This is a genomic window from Escherichia sp. 94.0001 (assembly GCF_013369155.2).
Classification (GTDB): Bacteria; Pseudomonadota; Gammaproteobacteria; order Enterobacterales; family Enterobacteriaceae; genus Escherichia; species Escherichia coli_F.
Genome location: NZ_JABWMS020000028.1, coordinates 1 through 24,336 on the forward strand (window position 1 = coordinate 1; position 24,336 = coordinate 24,336).

Below are 24,336 nucleotides of genomic sequence, written 5' to 3' on the forward strand. Positions count from 1 at the left end.
GCTTAATATTATTTAAATATATGGTGTAATCATTTGTATTCATAATATAAATGATTGCATCCTATTTTATTTGTTGAAACGCAAATGTAAGTGAGCGAAATCACTGTGTTATAAATTTAAGATTATATTTAGTTTTCCTGGCGTGCCTTTCTGAATAATCTGGAATAGAATATTAGAGCTAATTTTAAGCATTATTAATGTCACAGGGGATGTGCATGCTGCGATGGAAACGCTGTATTATGCTCAACATTTATCTCTGGAGCTGCTTTTGCGGCTCCAGAGATAAATGTTGAGCATAAAGAATCGTTACCTGATTTAGGTAGTCAGGCCGCACAACAGGAAGAGCAAACTAACAAGGGTAAATCGCTAAAAGAGCGTGGTGCCGATTACGTCATTAACTCTGCCACGCAAGGGTTTGAAAACCTGACACCCGAGGCGCTGGAGTCCCAGGCCAGAAGCTATCTGCAAAGTCAAATTACCTCTACGACACAATCTTATATTGAGGATACACTCTCCCCCCTACGGTAAGGTCCGAACGAATCTTTCTCTTGGTCAGGGCGGCGATCTGGATGGCAGTTCCATCGACTATTTTGTTCCCTGGTATGATAATCAAACTACTGTTTATTTCAGCCAATTTTCTGCACAACGAAAAGAAGATCGTACGATCGGGAATATTGGGCTTGGTGTAAGACATAATTTTGATAAATGGTTGTTGGGTGGAAATATATTTTATGATTATGACTTTACCCGTGGGCATCGCCGTTTAGGTTTAGGCGGCGAAGCGTGGACTGATTATTTAAAATTCTCTGGCAACTATTATCATCCGCTTTCTGACTGGAAAGACTCCGAAGATTTCGATTTTTATGAGGAGCGTCCTGCGCGCGGTTGGGATATTCGCGCCGAAGCCTGGCTACCTGCTTACCCGCAGCTTGGCGGTAAAATCGTTTTCGAACAATATTACGGTGATGAAGTCGCGCTTTTTGGCACCGATAATCTGGAGAAAGATCCCTTCGCCGTCACGCTGGGTGTGAAATACCAGCCCGTACCGCTCATTGCCGTAGGAACGGATTTCAAAGCTGGCACTGGCGATAATACCGATCTTTCTGTTAACGCAACGCTGAACTACCAGTTTGGTGTCCCGCTCAAAGATCAGCTTGATCCTGACAAAGTGAGCGCGGCTCACTCGCTCATGGGCAGTCGTCACGACTTTGTTGAACGTAACAACTTTATTGTTCTGGAATACAAAGAGAAAGATCCCCTCGATGTCACTTTGTGGCTGAAAGCCGATGCGACGAATGAACATCCCGAGTGCGTGATTAAAGATACGCCAGAAGCAGCCATCGGGCTGGAAAAATGTAAGTGGACCATTAACGCGCTCATTAATCATCATTACAAAATCGTTGCTGCCTCCTGGCAGGCGAAAAACAATGCTGCACGTACGCTGGTGATGCCGGTTATCAAAGAAAACACCCTTACCGAAGGGAACAACAACCACTGGAATCTGGTACTGCCTGCCTGGCAGTACAGCTCTGATAAAGCCGACCAGGAAAAACTCAATACCTGGCGGGTACGCCTGGCGCTGGAAGATGAAAAAGGCAATCGGCAGAACTCCGGCGTGGTGGAAATTACCGTTCAGCAGGACCGTAAAATTGAGCTCATCGTTAACAACATCGCCAATGTACCGGATGAGAACAATCACAGCCACGAAGCCAGTGCGCAAGCAGATGGTGTAGATGGTGTCGTCATGGATCTCGACGTTACGGATAGCTTTGGCGACAACACTGACCGTAACGGTAATGTCTTGCCGCAGGATAATCTCAGCCCGCAGCTGTTTGATGCCAACGATAAAAAAGTGACGCTGACGAATAAACCCTGCACCACCGAAGTGCCGTGCGTTTTTATCGCCAAACAAGATAAAGAAAAGGGGACCGTTACGCTCTCCAGTACGTTGCCCGGTACTTTCCGCTGGAAGGCGAAAGCCGCCCCTTATGATGACAGTAACTATGTTGACGTAACGTTCCTGGGTTCTGACATCGGCGGGCTGAATGCTTTTATCTACCGTGTTGGTGCAGCTAAGCCCGTCAATCTTATCGGCAACAAAGAACCGTTGCCCCTCAATAGCCGCTATCGCTTTGTGCTGTGGCGCGACGCTAACAAAGACGGCGTGTTCCAGCTTTCTGAGAAGCTCACTGACGACGAGATGAAACAGTATGACTATCAGTGGGAATTCACGGGGAATAGCGTAAATGGCAATACCGGCGCGCAAACCAATACCACGAACGTCGATATAGAGATCCCGGCAACCAACAAGGAAGCGGCAGCAAAATTTAATGCTCAGGTAACCGATGGTGTGCAGGGATACGGTTTGCAGGTCAATTACAGCAAGAAATAGGGTCGGCGCCATGGCTGATCGGGCCACCGCTGAATATTAATCAAGGAGAGTGTTTATGAAACCTCATATGAAACGTGGCCTGACAAAAGTCGCGCTGGCACTGATGCTGGCTGGATACTGTGCCGTACCAGCCGCTATGGCGGAAGATGCCGCCTGGGTCGCCAGTGGAACGACCGCTGAATTCGAGGGGACCATACCCTGGCTCTATCGCGAAGGGGGGAATGCCACGATTAACTCGGAAGATGCGGATCACATTAAAGTGACGTCTGATGGTAAAGGTACCCGCCCTGCAGGTAGCGAGACGGATAAACGCCTTTACTCAGGGGATACCATCACTCTGGGATGGGATATCGGCGATACCGAAGGGGATATTGATGATGGTCCCGCAGGCATTGATGCGAAAACGACAGCCACTATCAAGTGGTACAGTTACAGCGATAATGCGGGTGGCGGTAAAACGGAGCTGACCGCAGCGGCAGGTAAGACGAGTTATAAACTCACTGATGACGAACGTGGGCGTTATATCGGTGTTGAAATCCAGCCCATCACCCAGACAGGTAATCCTTTCCAGGGAACGTCGCTGACTCTGCTGGATATTTCAACGGCCAGCGGTGGCGGCAGCGATACCGATAATGTTGATCCCGGCCCGGTTGTGAACCAGAACCTGAAAGTTGCCATCTTCGAGGAAGGTACCACTACCAACCTTATCGGTGGTAATACGGCCATTGCGCTTAACAAAACGTATGTGGCCAAACTGTACTCGGATGAAAACCAGAACGGTAAATATGACGCGGGTACGGATATGGACGTTACCGCTAACTATGACTTTGCATGGGTCTTTAACGGTAACAGTAAACAACTCGGTGCTGCAGGCGGTATTGCTAATGCCAGCTTCGATAACAATAAAATTGTTATCCCACAAACTAACGAAGAAGCAAGAACCAGCCTTAACGGTAGTGATCGTAATGGTAAGAGTGGTCTTGCGATCCCGGCAAACGGCGACGGCGTTCAGGGCTATACGCTGTCTATCATTTACAAACACCACTAATGCGCACAACAGCATTCCCATACGGGGATGCTGTTTTCCGCCTGTTTTGCTTAGCGACGCGTTAAGCAAAACAGGTTGATGTTTTGTTTATCATGCTGGAGTTTTTTACATGTCGGTATGTCTGAAACCAGGGAAAATCATTATGCTTCTGGGCATGTTGGCAGCGTTTATGCTGTCTGACTTTGCACGGGCAGGGGCGGAATGGCAGACATATCCTGATTCTACAGGCGAGTTTAACGGAACCGTTCCTTTTGCCGACAGCGCCAGCGTACCCGTCTATCAGGGCAGTGTTCAGCTTAATCCTGCTGAATCTCATGATGTCGGGTTTACTGCTAAACCGAATGAATTTAGCGTTGACGATGACGCTGCTAACCTGATTGTTGCTAATCCTCAGGACAATGAAGGCGACCAGTTTTCCACACCACCTGCGCTGCGCTGGGAAAATCAAACACCCCCTACCGTCAGCCTGGTGTGGGCCGATGCCGTCACGCCTGATGTGCCCCTTAACCCACAACCCATTGCTAACCGTAGCTTTTGTGCTCAGGGGCTGGCCGGACGCTCGCTGGTGGCCTGGCCACAGATTGATGCGCAGCAAACCCTCCCAATGCTCTACCTGCTGACCTCGACCGGGTATCCCTATGCGGGGACGGTGGCGCTGGTGGACCAGAAAGTGACCCTGAACATCGCGCCAGCACAGGGGGATTTAATCTCGGTGAGCGCCAGTGGTTTTAACGAAACGATCGCGGCGGCAAAAACCACCGTTGGCGACACCATCACGCTCACCGTCACCACTAAAGATTGTCAGGGCAACGTCGCGGGTAATATTCCGTTTATTATCAAACGTAAAGATGCTGAAAATCGCCAGGGGGCAGTGAATAATAGTGCGCCAGTGGTACTGGATAGCACCGAGTTAACGACGACGGCTACCGAATACCATGGCACCTCTGATGCCAACGGCACGGCCACCATCACGGTGAGCCAACCGAATGGCCCTGGCGTCAAAACGCCACTGGTGGTCAGCATTTCCGGCATTGCGCAAACCAGTGAAACCGCAGTGATTTTTACCGTACTCACCAGCCCGGACGTGGCGCAGGCTACGATGTGGGGCCATATGGCGGAGACGGTAGAAGCCCACGGTTACACCTTCAGTCGACCAAAGCTGGCGGCAGAAGTCAGCAATGAAAGCGCCACGGTCGTCGATCACAACGAAACCTGGTCCACCTTCACCTGGAGCGGCGCAGATAGCCACTGCACCGTGCTGCCCGGCATGCGCCACTTCGGCGCGCTGGCGACCGTTATCCCCACATCGGTGCAGACAGTCCTTGGCTGGCCGATGCAGGGGGATTATTACTGGTCATCGCTGGCGGGCACCACCGGGCAGCACCATGCGGCGGATGTCTCTAACCGTGGTGAAACGCAAAAGCCGGATAGCACCACGTTTCTTGTGAGCTGTGTGGATAAGCCAGCGCCTGATGTCGAACCGAAAATCGTCCTTACGCCCGAAAACTATGATGATGCGGCACAGGCGATGAAAGCGAAGGTGGGCGAAGACGCCTCGATGCGTCTGACGATCACTGACACCAAAAACAACGATCAACCGCTGGCGTACTACTACTTCTCGCTGCACCTGGATGACGGTGTTAACCGCAAGAATCAAACCGACCCTACCTGGGAAGCCCATCCGGTACAGATTACTGGTGGTTCGAATTTACAACAGGTTGATGCTCACACCTATGAAGGCATGACCGATGTCAACGGTCAGGCTTCGCTAACCCTGAGTCAGCCCGACGGCGCAGGCGTGAAAACCCATATCACGGCGAAAATGCGCAGCAATTTTACGGCTACAGATGCCAAAGACGTGATTTTTACTGTGATCACCAGCCCGGACAGCGACAAGGCGCGGATGTGGGGCCATATGCGCGGTATTATTGAATCTGGCAGTCTGTTCAAACGCCCATTACTGGCGGATGAAACTGAGCATGAACTGGGAACGGTGCGAGAAAATAACGAAGACTGGGCGCTGTATGATCAAAACACCAGTATGCAGGCGGAATGCGGTGTGGGTCATATACCCCGGCAGAGTTCACTTGAAGGCTTATTTACCGCCCATCCAGGCAACGCCATCGGCACGGAATATGGCTGGCCCACCGCCCAACAGAGCTACTTAAGCGCGGTGGAGCAAGCCACGCATTCATCGGTGAATCTGGGGAGCGGAAGCGTCGACAGCTACTCCGGCTTTAAGCAGAATTACCTCTCCTGTTCGGGCAATGAGATGGTAGCGAAGGTTGAAGTCAGCACCGATCACGATATCACCCCTGGCAGCAAAGCGCAGGCCAAAGTAGGTGACACCATCGTGATGACCGTGCGTACGATTAACGCGCTCAATAATACCCCGGTACCCTTTACTGCATTCACCATTACCAAAGGCATGGGGTATAACCGAGCGGGGCTGGTGAGCGGGTTTGATGACCCGAGCAGCGGCGCAATCACGATGAACGGCACGCAATACGGCACATCACAGCCGTCGATGGTCTACACGGGTACGACAGATGCACAAGGCGTAGCAACGGTCGAAATAGAGCAACCCCAAGGGGTGGGGTTAAGAACCGTGCTGAGCATTACGCCAGTAAATTCCCATTTACCAAATGCCATTAATTACAATGTTATTTTTACCACCCCAACCAGCCCGGACGTTAGTGGCGCGCAGATGTGGGGCCATATGGATGAAACGATTACCGTTGATTCATTAACCTTTACCCGGCCTAAGCTGGCAGCAGAAATCACCAGTCCGGATGGCACACTAACGGAAAAAAACGAAGTCTGGGCGCGCGTTAGCCAGGCCAGTACGGCCATTACCAGTAAAGGCGGTTGCGGAACCAATATGCTGCCGCGCCGCTCCCAGCTCAGTGCGCTCTATGACGCTAATAACGGTAATGCGGTGCAAGCCACACACGGCTGGCCGACGCAGCGTCAGCCCTACTGGAGCAGTTCCCCCGCGGATTTAACGCCGCACAATTACACCATTGCCCTGGATAACGGCGCACAGGCCATCGGCGGCGATACGCCGGTTTACGTCAGTTGCCTGACGACGGCGAACAAACCTGCCAGCAGCATTACGCTGGATGTGGTTGATAACGCACAGTGGGCTGCCGGAAATAACGCGGCGAAGCTGAAAAAAGGCGAAACGCTACAGGTTAAGGTAACGGTAAAAGATGCGCAGGGTAACCCGCTCGCGGATATGCCATTTAAACTGAGTCGCGGAGACGGTTATACCCGCACGGGCGAAAAACATATTGCCGGTAGTGGCGATGCGCTGGTGGCACCGGTGGTGATTAACAGTGGGCTGGCGGATGAAACGACGTTGAACGACACCGCGGGATTTTATACTGCCATGACCGGTAGCGACGGCAGCAAAATCCTCAATATTACCCGCCCGGATACTCACGGCACCAAAACGGCGCTGACGGCGACGTTGTATTCCGATCCAACAAAAAAAGACAGCCTGGATACAATCTTTACTGTGGTCACCAGCCCGGATAGTAGCAAAGCGAAAATGTGGGGCCATATGCCGGAAACGGTGACGGCTGCGGACGGTACGGTATTTAAACGCCCGCTGTTGTTGAAGGAACTGGCCTATCAGACTGGGCGAACATCGACGTCTGAAGACAATGAAAACTGGGCGTTGTTTAACATTAATTATGCGAGTTCTTCCACGACGTATAGTGGCTGTGGAACCAACTATATTCCGACTCAAGCCGGTCTGACGTCACTGTTTGCTAATAATGCGGGCAACACCATGAAAACCGTGCAGGGCTGGCCGGTGGCAACACGCTATTTGTCCAACACGTCCGACAACGGCAGCATGGAGCAGCGTAACTACAAGGCGGTAGATCTCAGCAATGGCACGAGTGCGGCAGTGTCATCAACGGCGCTGCAACTGCTGACCTGCCAGACCACGCCGGTAACCACGGTGGGCCAAATTCTGCTGGAAGCGGCAGATCCGGCGACGCTGGATACCACCTATAACGTGGTAAAAGCGAAAAAAGGCGAAGAATCCGTGGTGCGCGTCACCACCAAAGATACGCAAGGCAACCTGGTGGGCAATACGGCATTTATCCTGACGCGTGCCAACAGCGTGAGTCGGGCTAACGCATCAGCAACCGCGAGCGTGGGCGCGCTGACGGTGACGGATGCTTGGGGAAATACGCGAAATAATTTCCAGTCGACGAGTGAAACGATTTACGGCGTGACTGGTGCAGACGGGTCAACGACATTTACCCTGAAACAGGATAACAGTACCGGGTTAAGAACCGATCTCACGGCAAAACTGGATACGTCCAGCAGCGTCAAGGCGACGCTACCGGTGGTCTTTACTGTCGTGACCAGCCCGGATTCGCCAAAAGCGAATTTTTGGGGACATATGGCCGAAACGGTGATGGCCTCCGACGGTACAATCTATAAACGACCACTGTTGTTGAAAGAGCTGAGTAACACCAGTGGTCGAAATTCTACGGCTGAAAACGGTGAAGATTGGGCAAGATTCACCTGGACTCAGTCGGCTGACACCAGCATGAATGGGTGTGGTACAGATTATATGCCGACGCTGGATGGACTGAAGTCTTTGTATGACGCCAATAGCGGTAATGTGATGAGTACGGTGCAGGGATGGCCGGTAAAAACGACCTATCTCACCAATACCCCGAGTGATACGCAAACAGGGAGCCGTTACTACAATGTGGTGCAACTGAATACTGGTGCAGTCTCACAAATCTCGACGAACACAGTCGTGCTACAAACCTGCCGCACAACGCCGTTGACGGCTGCTAGCCAGATTACGCTGGAGGCCTCAGACCCCGCGCAATTTGTCAGCATTGACAGTACGCTTAGCGCGATCAAAGTGCAGAAAGGCGATAGCGTGTCGATCCGCATTTCGACTAAAGATGCACAGGGGAATTTAGTCGGCAATACGCCGTTTGCCCTGAAACACGCTAACCCGGTCAATCGCCAAAATGTGGCGTCAACATCGCAGAAAGTGTCGGTCACGACTGCGTCGGGTACGACGGTGGATACCACTGCATCGACCATTCTGTATGGCGTGACCGGGCCAGACGGAACCACCACGATGACACTCCGACAGGATGCGTCTACTGGACTCAAAACCGACTTTTATGCTCTGTTGAACGATACCGGCGTGTCGTCGAACACCTTGCCAGTGATCTTCACCGTCGTCACCAGCCCGGATACACCGCTGGCGGCCAACTGGGGGCATATGGCGGAAACCTTTACCAGCAGCAAGGGCGTCACCTTCAAACGGCCTTTCCTCAAAGCTGAACTTTCTGGTGGTACGGCGGTAACGACCAATAATGAAGTCTGGTCGCGCCTGACAGCAACGGAGAAAACGGATGCCAGCAAGGCGGGTTGTGATGAGAGTTATCAACCGCTGATGACTGACATGCAGGGGTTGTATGCGGATTACCCTAACAACCAGTTGGGCACGGTGCTCGGCTTGCCGACTTCCGCCGGGTATATGTGGGCCTACGACATGATGACGGTTTCTGGCAGCAGCTGGAGCAACCAGGCATATTCGCTCGTTAATGGTCAGACAGTTCAGGCATCGTCCAGTTATACGGCGGTAGTGATGTGCCTGGTGGAACCGCATACCGTTCCGGCGATGATAGAGATCACTTCAACAGCACAGGATACGGCAAAAACGGTCAGCAATGGTGGTCGACCGAGCGCCGTAGCGAAGAAAGGTGAGACGATTCCGCTGACGGTGACCGTACGTGATAGCACCGGGAATCCGGTACCCTACGCCGACTTTACCCTCACGCGTGGAACGACGCTGGATCGCTCGAAAGCAACCGTTAACTCGAGTGCGGACGATCTTACCGTGAAGTCATTGATACCCGCGAACAGCGACGCTGGGCTGACGGCAAATGGGGCAAAAGTGCTCAGAACAACGGGCAGTGATGGCACAGCCACCTTTGAAGTGAGCCAGAATGCCACGACCGGTCTGGCGACACCGATAACCGTCACGCTGGCGCGCGATACAACCAAAACCGCCACGCTGGATGTTATCTACACGGTGATAACCAGCCCGGACTCACCGAGCGCGAAATTCTGGGGGCACATGCCGGACACCTTTACCAGTTCGGCAGGTGTCACCTTCAGACGACCGCTGCTGAAAGCCGAAGCGACTTCAGGGTCATCGATTAGCACTAACGGCAATGGTGAAGTGTGGTCGTATATGAGCAACGTTCAAAATTTAACATCGACAGATTGTCCGCTGGAGAATCAACCGCGCAGTAATGAATTGTTGGATTTGTATAATGATCATCCCAACGGCGCGATAATGACTGACCTGGGGCTGCCGATATATGCAGGCAAGTGGTGGGCTTATGATATGGTCATGCCGGATTTATATACATGGCAGTATCAGACTGTCAGCCTGAGCGCAGGAGATATCGCGAAGAGCTCGGCAAACAACGCGCTGATGCTTTGCCTGGCGAAGCCGCATCCGGCAGGCGTCAGCGTAATGTTGACGTCATCCGCAATGGATAACGCCAGAACCCTCAGCAATGGCGGGCGACCCAGCGCGTCAGTGAAAAAAGGTAACCCACTGCCAATTGTGGTGACGGTCAAAGATCGTGATGGCAACCCGCTGGCGGGAGAGGCCGTGACGCTCAGGCGTGGTTCAGCGATGAGTCGTTCAGGAGTAGGAGTGGGTACGCCGGCAAATGGAATGACGTTGACAGAGTTGACACCTGTGTCGGCGGAGTTTTCTCTGGCCGCACACGATACGCAATGGCAAGGTTTCACCGGCAGTGATGGTACGGCCACTTTCAATGTTGAACAGCCTGAGACCATCGGCCTGGCCATCTCGTTCACCGCTATACTGGCGCGAGATGTCGCAACTACCAGCGTCATTGATGCGATCTTTACCGTCGTCATCAGCCCGGATTCCGCAATGGCGACCTACTGGGGCCATATGCCGGATACGGTAACGGCGGAAAACGGCGTGGTCTTTGAACGGCCTAAATTGTTGAAAGAGCTGCCGTCGAGCGCCGGAGTCAGTCAGGTGACGGATAACAATGAAGTGTGGCCGTTGTTTAAGGCAACGCAAAGGGAAGATAGCAGCCTCAGTCCTTGTGAAGCGGCACGTCGGCCATTGAGCGATGATTTATTATCGCTCTACGCGCGCTATCCGGGGAACACGCTGACGACTCAAATCGGCTGGTCTACGAAGTATGCATGGTGGGCACTGGATAACAAGCAGGGGAATGCCCTGGTTGTCAGTCTGAATAATGGTTTTGAATCGTCGACGGCGAGTACGGGGTATCAGGGATGTCTGGTCAATCCCCGCGCGACCGTCTCCAGCGTCACGCTGACATCGACGGCGATAGATGCTACTACGCAGGCAGCGAAGGTAAAAAAAGGTGAAGCCGTGCCCCTCGTTGTTACCGTAAAAGACAGCGCCGGGAAGCCGGTACCGAATGTCGCTTTCACCTTAAAACGTGGTGAAGCCGTGCCACGCAACAGCGGGGCGACGTTGTATGGTGATATTGCGGCGATGGATGATATGACGGTACAACCTGCCAGCGGGACGGTGGTAACGCTGGTTGACAGTGGGAATACGGTCGACGGAGTGACTGGGGCGGACGGTACGGCAAGTTTTACCGTTCGTCAGGATAATACGCCAGGATATAAAACGCCGTTGACGGTGACGCTGACGGATAACGCCACAATAACGGCGATGCTGGATACGATTTTCACCGTCGTTACCAGTCCAAATGTACCCACAGCCCATTTTTGGGGACATATGTCGGATACCACTGTGGTAAACGGTAAAACGCTACATCGTCCACAGTTGGAATCAGAACTGCCATCGGCAGCCATCATGGTGGCAACACCGAACGTCAATAATGAGACGTGGGCACTGGCGCATACTGTTGACTCGCAAAAATGGGATATTTCGCAGCAGTGCGGCCTCCTTGATTTTGCACCGAATTATGCGGATTTAGAGGCTCTGCACACTAACTTCAGTACTCTCGGATGGCCGTCAATGCCTAATACCCCCTATCTATCTAAAGACAGAGAGCGGTCAGGTAAGTATTACTGCGGTATGATTGAAGAGACAGGTTCTCAATCTTGCAGTATTGAGCCTACCAGCACGCCGGGATTTGCTACTTGTGTCAGGTAAAAAAAACAGAGCCAGCACGACGATGCTGGCGCGTTTTATCTGATTTATCGATTCCGCATTTTGTTAGGTGACTGGCGTGAGCGCTTCACTTGACTCACTTCACTGATCACTACGCCATCGCCCAGGCGAGTGGTCAGTGTCTCACCCACTTTAACCTGCTTAACCTGTTTCAGCACTGCGCCATTAGCAGCGCTGGTAACGCTATAACCGCGCGCGAGTGTGGACAGTGGACTCACCGCTTCGAGGTGCGTCACTGTGTTACCAAAGCGTTCGCGCATAGTGCTAAGCTGCGCACGCAAGTTTTCCGCTAAACGATATTCCAGTTGCTGAACCCGCGTTTGTGCGCGATGAATCTTCGGTTGCGGGTTTTGCTGATTCAGCCGCAGTGTTAATCGCTGCTGTAGCTGACCGGCGCGTTTAAGCTGATTCTCCAGCGCAAAGCTCATCCGCTTTTGCAGACGCTCAAGCGTGGTTTGCTGACGCGCCAGCCGGAGCTGTGGATGCTGCTGCTGTAAACGGTGATGAATCTGCGTAAAACGTCGTGTGCGGTTGGCGAGGTAGTAATCCATCGCCATTTCCAGCCGTTGCTGCGCAGACTGCACCTGACGCAGTAACTCTTGCTGATTGCGGCTCACCACTTCGGCGGCGGCTGACGGCGTTGGCGCACGTAGATCAGCAACAAAGTCGGCAATCGTCACATCGGTTTCATGCCCAACGGCGCTGACCACCGGAATGCGGCTGGCAAAAATCGCCCGTGCCACGCGTTCATCGTTAAAACTCCATAAATCTTCCAGCGAACCACCGCCACGCCCGACGATCAGTACGTCACATTCGTTGCGAAGATTCGCCAGCTCAATGGCGCGAACGATTTGCCCCGGTGCGTCATCGCCCTGAACGGCGGTCGGGTAAATTATCACTGGCAGAGACGGATCGCGGCGTTTCAACACATGCAAAATATCGTGCAGTGCAGCACCGGTCTTTGAGGTGATAACGCCCACGCAGTGCGCAGGTGACGGTAGCGGATTCTTGAATTGCTGGTCGAATAACCCTTCAGCCTGCAACTTCGCTTTAAGCTGTTCGTACTTCTGTTGCAGTAAACCTTCACCGGCGGGCTGCATACTTTCGACAATAATTTGATAATCGCCGCGCGGTTCATACAGCGTAATGTTGGCACGAACTAAAACCTGTTGCCCATGCTGCGGGCGAAAGGTCACCCGGCGATTGCTGTTGCGGAACATCGCGCAGCGCACCTGGGCGTTATCGTCTTTAAGCGTAAAGTACCAGTGACCGGAAGCCGGTTGTGTGAAATTAGAGATTTCGCCACTGATCCACACCTGCCCCATCTCATGCTCAAGCAGCAGACGAACCGTTTGATTCAGGCGGCTAACGGTAAAAATTGCAGGGGATTGAGAAGGTAACATGTGAGCGAGATCAAATTCTAAATCAGCAGGTTATTCAGTCGATAGTAACCCGCCCTCCGGGGATAGCAAGCATTTTTTGCAAAAAGGGGTAGATGCAATCGGTTACGCTCTGTATAATGCCGCGGCAATATTTATTAACCACTCTGGTCGAGATATTGCCCATGCTACGTATCGCTAAAGAAGCTCTGACGTTTGACGACGTTCTCCTCGTTCCTGCTCATTCTACCGTTCTGCCGAATACTGCTGACCTCAGCACCCAGCTGACGAAAACTATTCGTCTGAATATTCCTATGCTTTCCGCAGCAATGGATACCGTAACGGAAGCTCGCCTGGCTATCGCTCTGGCTCAGGAAGGCGGTATCGGCTTTATCCACAAAAACATGTCTATCGAGCGCCAGGCTGAAGAAGTTCGCCGTGTGAAAAAACACGAATCTGGCGTGGTAACCGATCCGCAGACCGTACTGCCAACCACGACGCTGCGCGAAGTGAAAGAGCTGACCGAGCGTAACGGTTTTGCAGGCTATCCGGTAGTTACCGAAGAAAACGAACTGGTTGGCATCATCACCGGTCGTGACGTGCGTTTTGTTACCGACCTGAACCAGCCGGTCAGCGTTTACATGACGCCGAAAGAGCGTCTGGTAACCGTGCGTGAAGGCGAAGCCCGTGAAGTTGTGCTGGCAAAAATGCACGAAAAACGCGTTGAAAAAGCGCTGGTGGTTGATGATGAATTCCACCTGATCGGCATGATCACTGTGAAGGACTTCCAGAAAGCGGAGCGTAAACCGAACGCCTGTAAAGACGAACAAGGCCGTCTGCGTGTAGGTGCAGCGGTTGGTGCAGGTGCGGGTAACGAAGAGCGTGTTGATGCGCTGGTTGCCGCAGGCGTTGACGTTCTGCTGATTGACTCCTCTCACGGTCACTCTGAAGGCGTTCTGCAGCGTATCCGTGAAACTCGCGCTAAATATCCTGACCTGCAAATCATCGGCGGCAACGTGGCAACAGCTGCAGGTGCCCGCGCGCTGGCAGAAGCCGGTTGCAGTGCCGTTAAAGTGGGTATCGGCCCTGGTTCTATTTGTACTACCCGCATTGTTACTGGCGTCGGTGTACCGCAGATCACTGCCGTTGCTGACGCAGTAGAAGCCCTGGAAGGCACCGGGATTCCGGTTATCGCTGACGGTGGTATTCGTTTCTCTGGCGATATCGCGAAAGCTATCGCTGCTGGTGCAAGCGCGGTGATGGTAGGTTCCATGCTGGCGGGTACTGAAGAATCCCCAGGTGAAATCGAGCTCTACCAGGGCCGTTCTTACAAGTCTTACCGTGGGATGGGCTCTCTGGGCGCGATGTCCAAAGGTTCTTCTGACCGTTACTTCCAGAGCGACAACGCTGCCGACAAACTGGTGCCGGAAGGTATCGAAGGTCGCGTAGCCTATAAAGGTCGCCTGAAAGAGATCATTCACCAGCAGATGGGCGGCCTGCGCTCCTGTATGGGCCTGACCGGCTGTGGTACTATCGACGAACTGCGTACTAAAGCGGAGTTTGTACGTATCAGCGGTGCGGGCATTCAGGAAAGCCACGTTCACGACGTGACCATTACTAAAGAGTCCCCGAACTACCGTCTGGGCTCCTGATTCTCTTCGCCCGACTTCATGTCGGGCGATTTATATTATCTGTTTCACTTGCCTCGGAATAAGCGTCAATGACGGAAAACATTCATAAGCATCGCATCCTCATTCTGGACTTCGGTTCTCAGTACACCCAACTGGTTGCGCGCCGCGTGCGTGAACTGGGTGTTTACTGCGAACTGTGGGCGTGGGATGTGACAGAAGCACAAATTCGTGACTTCAATCCAAGCGGCATTATTCTTTCCGGCGGCCCGGAAAGCACCACCGAAGAAAACAGCCCGCGTGCGCCGCAGTATGTCTTTGAAGCAGGCGTACCGGTATTCGGCGTTTGCTATGGTATGCAGACCATGGCAATGCAGTTGGGTGGTCATGTTGAAGCCTCTAACGAACGTGAATTTGGCTATGCGCAGGTTGAAGTCGTAAACGACAGCGCACTGGTTCGCGGTATCGAAGATGCTCTGACAGCAGACGGTAAACCTCTGCTCGATGTCTGGATGAGCCACGGCGATAAAGTTACCGCTATCCCGTCCGACTTCATCACCGTAGCCAGCACCGAAAGCTGCCCGTTCGCCATCATGGCAAATGAAGAAAAACGCTTCTATGGCGTACAGTTCCACCCGGAAGTGACTCACACCCGCCAGGGGATGCGCATGCTGGAGCGTTTTGTGCGTGATATCTGCCAGTGTGAAGCCCTGTGGACGCCAGCGAAAATTATCGACGATGCAGTAGCCCGTATCCGCGAGCAGGTAGGCGACGATAAAGTGATCCTCGGCCTCTCTGGTGGCGTGGATTCCTCCGTGACTGCAATGCTGCTGCACCGCGCAATCGGCAAAAACCTGACTTGCGTATTCGTCGACAACGGCCTGCTGCGTCTCAACGAAGCAGAGCAGGTTCTGGATATGTTTGGCGATCACTTTGGTCTGAACATTGTTCACGTTCCGGCAGAAGATCGCTTCTTGTCAGCGCTGGCTGGTGAAAACGATCCGGAAGCAAAACGTAAAATCATCGGTCGCGTTTTCGTTGAAGTATTCGATGAAGAAGCGCTGAAACTGGAAGATGTGAAGTGGCTGGCGCAGGGTACTATCTACCCTGATGTTATCGAATCTGCCGCGTCTGCAACCGGTAAAGCTCACGTCATCAAATCTCACCACAACGTGGGCGGCCTACCGAAAGAGATGAAGATGGGCCTGGTTGAACCGCTGAAAGAGCTGTTCAAAGACGAAGTGCGTAAAATTGGTCTGGAGCTGGGCCTGCCGTACGACATGCTGTACCGTCACCCGTTCCCGGGACCAGGGCTTGGCGTTCGTGTGCTGGGCGAAGTGAAGAAAGAGTACTGCGACCTGCTGCGCCGTGCTGATGCCATCTTCATTGAAGAACTGCGTAAAGCGGACCTGTACGACAAAGTTAGCCAGGCGTTTACCGTGTTCCTGCCGGTACGTTCTGTTGGCGTAATGGGCGATGGTCGTAAATACGACTGGGTTGTGTCTCTGCGTGCTGTCGAAACCATCGACTTTATGACCGCACACTGGGCGCATCTGCCGTACGATTTCCTTGGTCGCGTTTCCAACCGCATTATCAATGAAGTGAACGGTATTTCCCGCGTGGTGTATGACATCAGCGGCAAGCCACCGGCGACTATTGAGTGGGAATGATTTGATCCCTGCACTATGAATTAGCAAAACCCTCTGTTACTACAGAGGGTTTTTTATACTCACGAATCATAGGATTGAAGTTACTGACATCGCTTAGTTAAACCAGCTGTCCGATTTGTTCTCTTCTGCTTTGCCCACGCTTTTCATCAGATCGCGACCGCCTTCAGTCATATTCCTGTTTGCGTCAGCTTCAGATTGCACCACATCGGTTTGCGCAGCTTTGTGCTTCAGTTCCTGATCGATAAATTCGTTTTCTCGCTTAACGCGGGCTTCTTCTTTCGCCAGCGCCAGTTTTTGTTTCTGAATCTCTAAGCTGCGTAGCTCATCTTCATAACTTTGATCGCGTTTCTTGTCCGCAGTGGCTTCGGCGTCCAGTTTATCCTGACGAGCTTTCTTATTCGCCGCTGCCGTTGCCGCTCTTTTATTAGCCGCGGCCTGGGCGTTTGCGCGACGTTGCTTCTCTTGCTGGATTTCCCTGTTGCGCTCCGCGACCCATTCGTCATGCTGCCTTTGCTCTTCATTTTTACCTTGCTGTTCCGCTTCTGCGACAGCAGAGAGTTGATCCTGCAATGATGAGGCGATAGCCGGATAGCTTAAGGAGGCTAAGATGGCGCAAAGAAAAACTTTCTTCATGACTCCTCCTGATTATTAGCTCTTTTCAGGACATTTGGTATTTGGCTGAATACGCGTTTCGTTATACGTCGTGGTAATAACAACGGCTAAACCTGTCGTAAACTGGCACTCTTTACCCACCTGGGTGGAGGTATACACTTTGGTGCCTTCCTTATACGTTAGAGAAACACCTTCCACTAAGGTTTTATCATTCACCATAGAACCTGCTGCCGCGCCAACAGCTCCGCCGCCAACTGCACCTGCCGTCGTTCCGGAATTGCTGCCAGACCCCACGTTGTGGCCGATAACACCGCCAGCGACTGCACCAATAAGCGCGCCGAAGGCTTGTGCGTTTCGTTTATTTTGGGAGTTGTCTACGGCAACTTTTGCGGGAAGAATGGAAATAATATTAACGGTTTTAGTTTCTTGTTTGGTATTCAGTTGATCGGTTTGATAAACATCGGCGGCATGATCATCAGCATTTGACTGGCATCCTGCCAGAGTGAATGACGCTAACATTGCCACAGGCAGAAGACATTTTTTAAATTTCATCACTATTCCTTGTTATACACATTACGAAAAATAAGACATTTAAGATCATCAAAAGAGGAAAGTAAATGTATTGCGTATAAAGGAATAGATTAAATTTATTAAAATTCATGTGGAAAATAATTTATAAAAATACATCATTAAAACATATGTATTAATTTTATATTTATTTCGCAGCCAAACAGGATAAACATCAGTCAGGACAAAGACGTAAAATTTAAGATGAAAGAATATCTGCCGCTTTGATAATCCCAAAGAGCAAAAGCATCCGACAGCGAGGTGCCGTTATGTTCTGTGAAAGTGGAGAAGGTAACCGCTAACGTTGTACCGGTGATTCGACGGAGAGTGTGGATTGCTGAGCTTCTTTTTTGCTCTGATGGTGCTGCCATGCACCGACGGACGAGTAGATAAAACGGCCAAAGAAGAAGATAAAGCTGATGAGCAGTACGATACGGGTCATGCGACTGTTAAATCGGTGTCGTTTTCGCATACTGGTTGCCTGACTCACAAAAGGTTCCTTGAAGTATGTCCCACGCCGTGGACGGTACTTACATTAAGGCACAACAGGACAAAATGGTCAATTCTTCGTTATGTAAAAAAGCGTCAGTGGATACATATTTTAATGTTATGGAAGTTAATTTAATTATTTACAATGATGATGTAATAATGATGAATTAACATGATAAACGTAATAATTCATTAATCAGGGTTATTTTGTTTGATATATATCAATTGGAACTTTCATATGACACTTAGAATCAATGCTCTCTATAGTGATGAATAATCATCATTCGAAGTCAGGTGGGATGCCTGTCTGAATACACCTCCTTCAGGATGTGGGGGATTCTGCTGAGCATCTATGAAACTGAATGCAACCTATATAAAAATACGTGATAAATGGTGGGGGCTTCCGCTGTTCCTGCCTTCTTTAATCTTGCCCATTTTCGCCCACATCAATACTTTCGCGCATATTTCTTCCGGTGAGGTTTTTCTCTTTTATCTGCCTTTGGCACTGATGATCAGCATGATGATGTTTTTCAGCTGGGCGGCATTGCCAGGTATCGCTTTAGGGATTTTTGTTCGCAAATATGCAGAGCTGGGTATTTACGAAACGCTCTCATTAACAGCTAATTTTATTATCATTATCATTCTCTGTTGGGGCGGTTACAGGGTCTTTACTCCCCGGCGTAACAACGTTTCACATGGTGATACCCGTTTAATTTCCCAGCGTATATTCTGGCAGATTGTGTTTCCTGCAACGCTGTTTCTGATACTTTTCCAGTTTGCCGCATTTGTAGGGTTACTGGCGAGTAGAGAAAATCTGGTCGGCGTCATGCCTTTTAACCTCGGGACCTTAATCAATTATCAGGCCTTACTGGTGGGCAATCTGATTGGTGTTCCGCTGTGCTACTTCATCATTCGGGTGGTGCGAAATCCGTTTTATTTACGCAGCTATTATTCGCAATTAAAACAGCAAGTTGATGTGAAAGTCACCAAAAAAGAGTTCGCGCTCTGGCTACTGGCATTAGGTGCGTTGTTGTTGCTGTTATGCATGCCGTTAAATGAAAAAAGCACGATTTTCAGCACCAATTATACCTTGTCATTATTGCTACCCCTGATGATGTGGGGAGCCATGCGCTATGGTTATAAGTTGATTTCGCTGCTCTGGGCGGTCGTGCTGATGATCAGCATCCACAGCTATCAAAATTACATTCCCATTTATCCTGGCTATACCACGCAACTGACCATAACCTCCTCCAGTTATCTGGTATTCTCTTTTATTGTCAATTATATGGCTGTACTGGCAACCCGTCAGAGAACGGTAGTCAGACGCATTCAGCGGCTTGCGTATGTAGACCCGGTGGTTCATCTGCCAAATGTTCGCGCCCTGAATCGCGCGTTGCGTGATGCACCCTGGTCTGCGCTTTGTTATTTACGCATCCCCGGCATGGAAATGCTGGTTAAGAACTATGGCATCATGCTACGTATTCAATACAAGCAAAAACTTTCTCACTGGCTGTCACCATTGCTGGAACCGGGTGAAGATGTTTATCAGCTTTCGGGTAACGATCTCGCGCTGCGACTGAATACAGAATCGCACCAGGAGCGCATTACCGCACTGGATAGCCATCTCAAGCAATTTCGTTTCTTTTGGGATGGAATGCCGATGCAACCGCAGATTGGCGTCAGTTACTGCTATGTACGCTCGCCGGTGAATCATATCTACCTGCTGCTGGGAGAGCTAAATACGGTTGCTGAACTCTCCATCGTGACCAACGCTCCAGAAAATATGCAGCGCCGCGGGGCTATGTATTTACAACGTGAATTGAAAGATAAAGTCGCGATGATGAATCGGCTACAGCAGGCGCTGGAACACAACCATTTTTTCCTGATGGCCCAGCCGATTACCGGTATGCGTGGTGATGTCTACCATGAAATTCTTCTGCGCATGAAAGGTGATAATGATGAACTGATCAGCCCCGACAGCTTCTTGCCGGTCGCGCACGAATTTGGTTTATCGTCGAGTATCGACATGTGGGTCATTGAGCATACGCTGCAATTTATGGCTGAAAACAGAGCGAAGATGCCCGCTCACCGTTTTGCTATTAATCTGTCGCCAACCTCGGTATGTCAGGCTCGTTTTCCATTTGAAGTCAGTCAGTTGCTGGCTAAATACCAGATTGAAGCGTGGCAACTTATTTTTGAAGTCACCGAAAGTAATGCGCTGACCAATGTTAAGCAGGCGCAAATCACCTTGCAGCATCTTCAGGAATTAGGCTGCCAGATTGCGATTGATGATTTCGGCACCGGCTACGCCAGCTATGCGCGGCTTAAAAATGTGAATGCCGATCTCCTTAAAATTGACGGCAGTTTTATCCGCAATATTGTGTCAAATAGTCTGGATTACCAGATAGTGGCGTCGATTTGTCACCTGGCGCGAATGAAGAAAATGCTGGTAGTGGCAGAGTACGTTGAAAACGAAGAGATCCGCGAGGCGGTGCTTTCTTTAGGGATAGATTATATGCAGGGTTATCTTATTGGTAAGCCGCAACCGTTAATTGATACGCTGAATGAAATCGAACCCATTCGCGAAAGTGCCTGAACAGCGAGGGCCGACATTTCTCGTCGGCCCGCAAAGCATTAAGCAGCTATTTCAGGTGAACTTTCTTCTTCAATTTTCAATCGCCAGCCAGCCACGCCTTCCCAGTATTCTTGCTCCTTTTCCAGATCAAGCAGTACCAGTGCATTCTGACTAAACCAGTCATGCGGAAAACGCAATGTCCAGTGACTGTCATCGGTAATCAGCGTTAATGTTGGCGGTGTGGTGGTTGCCTGACGTTGATTGTTGAGCAAGACGCCAAGACGCAATAGCTGAATCAGCGGCAGAAACTGTTTCTTTTTAAACAAGGTAAAGCGCGGCAGATCGTCGAGCTTAATCGCTTTACGGTGATAGCGCACCAGCGTCGCCATCATCAGCTGCTGTTCCTGATTAAAACCCGGCAAGTCGCTGTTTTGCAGAATATAAGCGGAGTGGCGATGCAAACCGCTGTGGTTGATATTCAATCCGACCTCATGCAGCATGGCGGCCCATCGCAGTAGCGCTTCCAGTTGCGGATGCGCCAGCTTCGGTTGCTGCTCCCGCCACTGTTCGTACATTTGCATAGTGGTATCCAGCACCCGTCGGGCCTGTTCACTGTCGATGTGATACTGGTTGGCGAGGCTGCTGGCGGTGCGACTACGCACATCCTGATGACGGAAACGTCCTTCCATTTCATACAGTACGCCTTCGCGTAACGCCCCGTCAGAAAGGCGCAGTTCACGGATGGCTAAAGCATCAAACACACCGCATAAAATCGCCAGTCCAGGAACGAAGACTGTTTTCCGTTCTTCGGAAAGACCCGGTAAACTCACCGATGCGAAATTACGGTGACGTAAAACTTCTTTTACCAGTTTTTCCAGACGTTCCGGGGTAATTATCCCGTCTTTCTCGCCCATTTCCATTAACACTTCATGGGCGGCTTTTATGGTACCGGAAGCGCCCATTGCCACGTTCCAGCCCTGAATTCGAAATTGCCAGGTTAAAGTTTCCAGTTTTTGTGCTGCCGCCATGCGAGCGCGCTGAAAATTCTCTTTATTGATGACCCCGCCAGGGAAATAAAGCTGGGCAAAGCTGACACAACCCATCCGGCGGCTTTCAACGAGAATCGGTTCGAAATTTTCACCAATCACCAGTTCCGTAGATCCGCCGCCAATATCAATAACCAGTTTGCGACCTTTTTCCGGCTGGGTATGTTCCACGCCCATGAAAATCAGACGGGCTTCTTCATTACCGGAAATAATTTCAATCGGGTAGGGAATGACCTTTTCCGCGCGTTTCAAAAAGTCAGTAGCATTCAACGCCTGACGCAGCGTATGGGTGCCAACAATACAAACGCTGGCAGGCGAAAATCCCTGCAAGCGTTCAGCAAACAACGATAGGCAGTTCAATCCGCGTGTGATTGCCTCTTCACTCAACATATTATCTGGCCCCAGACCGTCTGCCAGATGGACACGCTGTTTCAGGCGACCAATAATCTGCATAGCGCCATCCACCACACGGGCAATAACCATGTGGAAACTGTTTGAACCAAGATCGACCGCAGCAAACTCCTGCGGACGAGGGGATTTGTCGTGTATTGGCATAGGGTTATTCAGGTTGTTCGAGGGATTTGATGTAATCGTAAATCGCCAACTGCGCCCGCACTTTGCGGCGGTTACCGCGGGGAACGTAGCGATTACTAAGTTCTTTATCGATATAACGCGCTTTGACCGTATCGCTGAATAAAATGTCGATGATGTCCAGTACTCGCTGCTTCAGGCGTGGATCGAGTAGTGGCGTCGCTACTTCAATACGATAATCAATATTGCGCGTCATCCAGTCGGCGGAAGAAAGGTAGACCTTTTTATCGCCGCCATTTTCAAAAATATAAACCCGGTCATGTTCAAGGTAACGGTCAACAATACTGATAGCACGGATGTTATCACTAATGCCTTCCAGATTAGGGATCAGCGAACACATTCCACGAACCAGCAGATTCACCGGCACGCCGGAGCTGGAAGCCGCATACAGACGGTCGACCAGACCTTTATCGACAAGGTTATTTAGCTTTAGAGTGATACCGCTGGGCAGCCCTTGCTGCGCGTTGGCGATCTCGCGGTCCACCATCTCATACAACAAACGGCGGGAGTTTTGTGGTGACACCATTAAATAATCAAATGTCACCGGACGGTATGGGTTTTCAATAAAGTTGAACACACGCCGTACTTCGTTGGTAATGCGCGCATCAGCGGTCAGCAACGAATAGTCAGTATAAAGACGCGCGGTTTTTTCGTTAAAGTTCCCGGTCCCGATGTGTGCGTAACGCACCATTTCACCGTTTTCTTTACGTGAAATCAGGAACAGTTTGGCGTGAATTTTCAGCCCCGGCGCAGAGAAGATAACGTGCACGCCTGCTTCGGTCAGGCGCTTCGCCCAGTGAATGTTGGCTTCTTCGTCAAAACGCGCCTGTAGCTCAACCACCACGGTCACTTTTTTACCGTTGTGCGCGGCGTGGATCATCGAGTCGATGATGCGTGAATCTTTCGCCACGCGGTAAATGTTAATCTTAATCGCCAGTACGCTCGGGTCGAACGAAGCCTGACGCAGCAGTTCCAGTACATGCTCAAAAGTGTGATAAGGATAATAGAGCAGCACATCACGTTCGCGAATGGCATCAAAACCGTTGCGGAACTGGGCTTTATCGAACCAAATATGGCGTAAACGCGGCAATGGTTTGTTCACCAGATTGGCTTTGCCGACGTTGGGGAAATTAATAAAGTCTTTAAAATTGTGATAACGACCGCCGGGGACAATGGAGTCGTAGCGGGAAATAGTCAGTTTTTCACGTAATACTTCAACCAGCGCATTGGGCATATCGCGCTGATAAACAAAACGTACCGGTTCTGCGGTTAAGCGCTGCTTCAGGCTGGAAGACATCAACTCCATCAGGCTGGCTTCCATCTCGTGCACTAAATCGTACTCGGCATCGCGGGTCATCTTCATTGAATAGGCATTCAGCGCGTCATAATCAAAGAATCCTTTGAAAATATCATCAAGGCAGTAACGCAGAATGTTATCCAGAAGAATCATCGGCTTGCGTCGACGCGGCGCTTCTGGCGGTAAATTCACAAATCGCGGCACTTTATCTGATGGGATCTCAAGCAGCGCGTAACGGATGGTATCGCCACGGATAATTTCCACCGCCAGATAGGTGTAATCATCTTTCAGGAACTGCACTAAGTCAGTGTCAGGATTGATTAAAATCGGCGTAATGTGCTGACGCAGATACTGCTTAAAATAATGACGCAGCCAGTTTTGTTGATTGACGGAGAGCTGTCGTTCATTAATCAGGAAGATCTGGTTGCGCGCCATCTCCAGCAGCAGCTCGTTGTAGAGGCCGTCGAATTCCTGATCGGCTTTCAGTACCCGGGACTGAATTTTGCCCAGTAAATGGCGGGAATGAGAGTTGGAACCTTGTTCTTCGCTAATAATGATGCGTCGCTTCAGTTCAGCGAAGCGGACTTTATAGAACTCATCAAGGTTATTGGAATAGATCCCCAGGAAACGCATCCTTTCAATCAGCGGGTTAGATTTGTCCGCCGCTTCCTGAAGCACGCGTTCATTGAACGATAACCAACTGAGCTCTTTTTCGATGTATAGCTTTTCCTGACCCATTACCACTTTTACTCCGTTTTATTCACGGGACACTGCCTGGATATTATGGCGAGCAATATTGGCAGATGTCCAACTATGCCAGAAAA

At 50.9% G+C, this 24,336-nt stretch carries 12 protein-coding genes and 1 pseudogene; 7 read left to right on the forward strand and 6 right to left on the reverse strand.

The window, feature by feature from the left end; genetic code table 11:
• Nucleotides 1-215: 215 nt before the first annotated feature.
• The 3 genes and pseudogenes from sinH to HEN33_RS14150 all read left to right on the forward strand — a co-directional run bounded on the left by sinH (nucleotide 216) and on the right by HEN33_RS14150 (nucleotide 11,640).
• Nucleotides 216-2,392, forward strand: a pseudogene (gene sinH, locus HEN33_RS14140) (intimin-like inverse autotransporter SinH).
• 55 nt (nucleotides 2,393-2,447) lie between these two features.
• Entirely contained in the window at nucleotides 2,448-3,440 is a 993-nt protein-coding gene (locus HEN33_RS14145; RefSeq protein ID WP_160529974.1) for a SinI family autotransporter-associated protein, read from the forward strand.
• 109 nt (nucleotides 3,441-3,549) lie between these two features.
• A complete protein-coding gene (locus tag HEN33_RS14150) occupies nucleotides 3,550-11,640 on the forward strand; it encodes an adhesion domain-containing protein (RefSeq protein WP_176263277.1) in 8,091 nt (2,696 codons plus the stop codon).
• Between the two features lie 44 nt (nucleotides 11,641-11,684).
• Here HEN33_RS14150 and xseA read toward each other — a convergent pair whose 3' ends face one another.
• Nucleotides 11,685-13,061 carry an exodeoxyribonuclease VII large subunit gene (xseA, locus tag HEN33_RS14155; RefSeq protein WP_176263278.1) on the reverse strand — a complete coding sequence of 459 codons (1,377 nt, stop codon included), beginning with the start codon at nucleotides 13,059-13,061 and terminating at the stop codon, nucleotides 11,685-11,687.
• A 161-nt stretch (nucleotides 13,062-13,222) separates the two neighbouring features.
• Between xseA and guaB the strand changes: the two genes are divergently transcribed.
• Together guaB and guaA are read left to right on the forward strand one after the other, a co-directional pair.
• Nucleotides 13,223-14,689: an IMP dehydrogenase gene (gene guaB / locus HEN33_RS14160; RefSeq protein ID WP_001299507.1), complete on the forward strand. Its 1,467-nt coding sequence runs from the start codon at nucleotides 13,223-13,225 to the stop codon at nucleotides 14,687-14,689.
• A 68-nt stretch (nucleotides 14,690-14,757) separates the two neighbouring features.
• A complete protein-coding gene (gene guaA, locus HEN33_RS14165; protein ID WP_000138270.1) occupies nucleotides 14,758-16,335 on the forward strand; it encodes a glutamine-hydrolyzing GMP synthase in 1,578 nt (525 codons plus the stop codon).
• Nucleotides 16,336-16,428: 93 nt separating this feature from the next.
• Here guaA and HEN33_RS14170 read toward each other — a convergent pair whose 3' ends face one another.
• The 3 genes from HEN33_RS14170 to HEN33_RS14180 form a co-directional block, all read right to left on the reverse strand.
• On the reverse strand, nucleotides 16,429-16,968 hold the full coding sequence (locus tag HEN33_RS14170) for a DUF5384 family protein (protein WP_000755178.1): 540 nt from the start codon (nucleotides 16,966-16,968) through the stop codon (nucleotides 16,429-16,431).
• Nucleotides 16,969-16,983: 15 nt separating this feature from the next.
• On the reverse strand, nucleotides 16,984-17,502 hold the full coding sequence (locus tag HEN33_RS14175) for an outer membrane lipoprotein (protein WP_001295476.1): 519 nt from the start codon (nucleotides 17,500-17,502) through the stop codon (nucleotides 16,984-16,986).
• Between the two features lie 310 nt (nucleotides 17,503-17,812).
• A complete protein-coding gene (locus HEN33_RS14180; RefSeq protein WP_000076001.1) occupies nucleotides 17,813-18,004 on the reverse strand; it encodes a YfgG family protein in 192 nt (63 codons plus the stop codon).
• A 17-nt stretch (nucleotides 18,005-18,021) separates the two neighbouring features.
• Here HEN33_RS14180 and HEN33_RS14185 point away from each other — a divergent pair, with 17 nt between their 5' ends.
• Nucleotides 18,022-18,174 (forward strand): hypothetical protein, encoded by a 153-nt coding sequence (locus HEN33_RS14185; RefSeq protein WP_000017552.1) that lies wholly within the window; start codon nucleotides 18,022-18,024, stop codon nucleotides 18,172-18,174.
• A 181-nt stretch (nucleotides 18,175-18,355) separates the two neighbouring features.
• A complete protein-coding gene (pdeF, locus tag HEN33_RS14190) occupies nucleotides 18,356-20,599 on the forward strand; it encodes a cyclic-guanylate-specific phosphodiesterase PdeF (RefSeq protein WP_176263279.1) in 2,244 nt (747 codons plus the stop codon).
• A 38-nt stretch (nucleotides 20,600-20,637) separates the two neighbouring features.
• Here pdeF and ppx read toward each other — a convergent pair whose 3' ends face one another.
• Together ppx and ppk1 are read right to left on the reverse strand one after the other, a co-directional pair.
• Complete coding sequence (ppx, locus tag HEN33_RS14195) at nucleotides 20,638-22,179, reverse strand: exopolyphosphatase (protein WP_176263280.1); 1,542 nt, start codon at nucleotides 22,177-22,179, stop codon at nucleotides 20,638-20,640.
• Nucleotides 22,180-22,183: 4 nt separating this feature from the next.
• On the reverse strand, nucleotides 22,184-24,250 hold the full coding sequence (gene ppk1 / locus HEN33_RS14200; RefSeq protein ID WP_176263281.1) for a polyphosphate kinase 1: 2,067 nt from the start codon (nucleotides 24,248-24,250) through the stop codon (nucleotides 22,184-22,186).
• Nucleotides 24,251-24,336 lie beyond the last annotated feature (86 nt).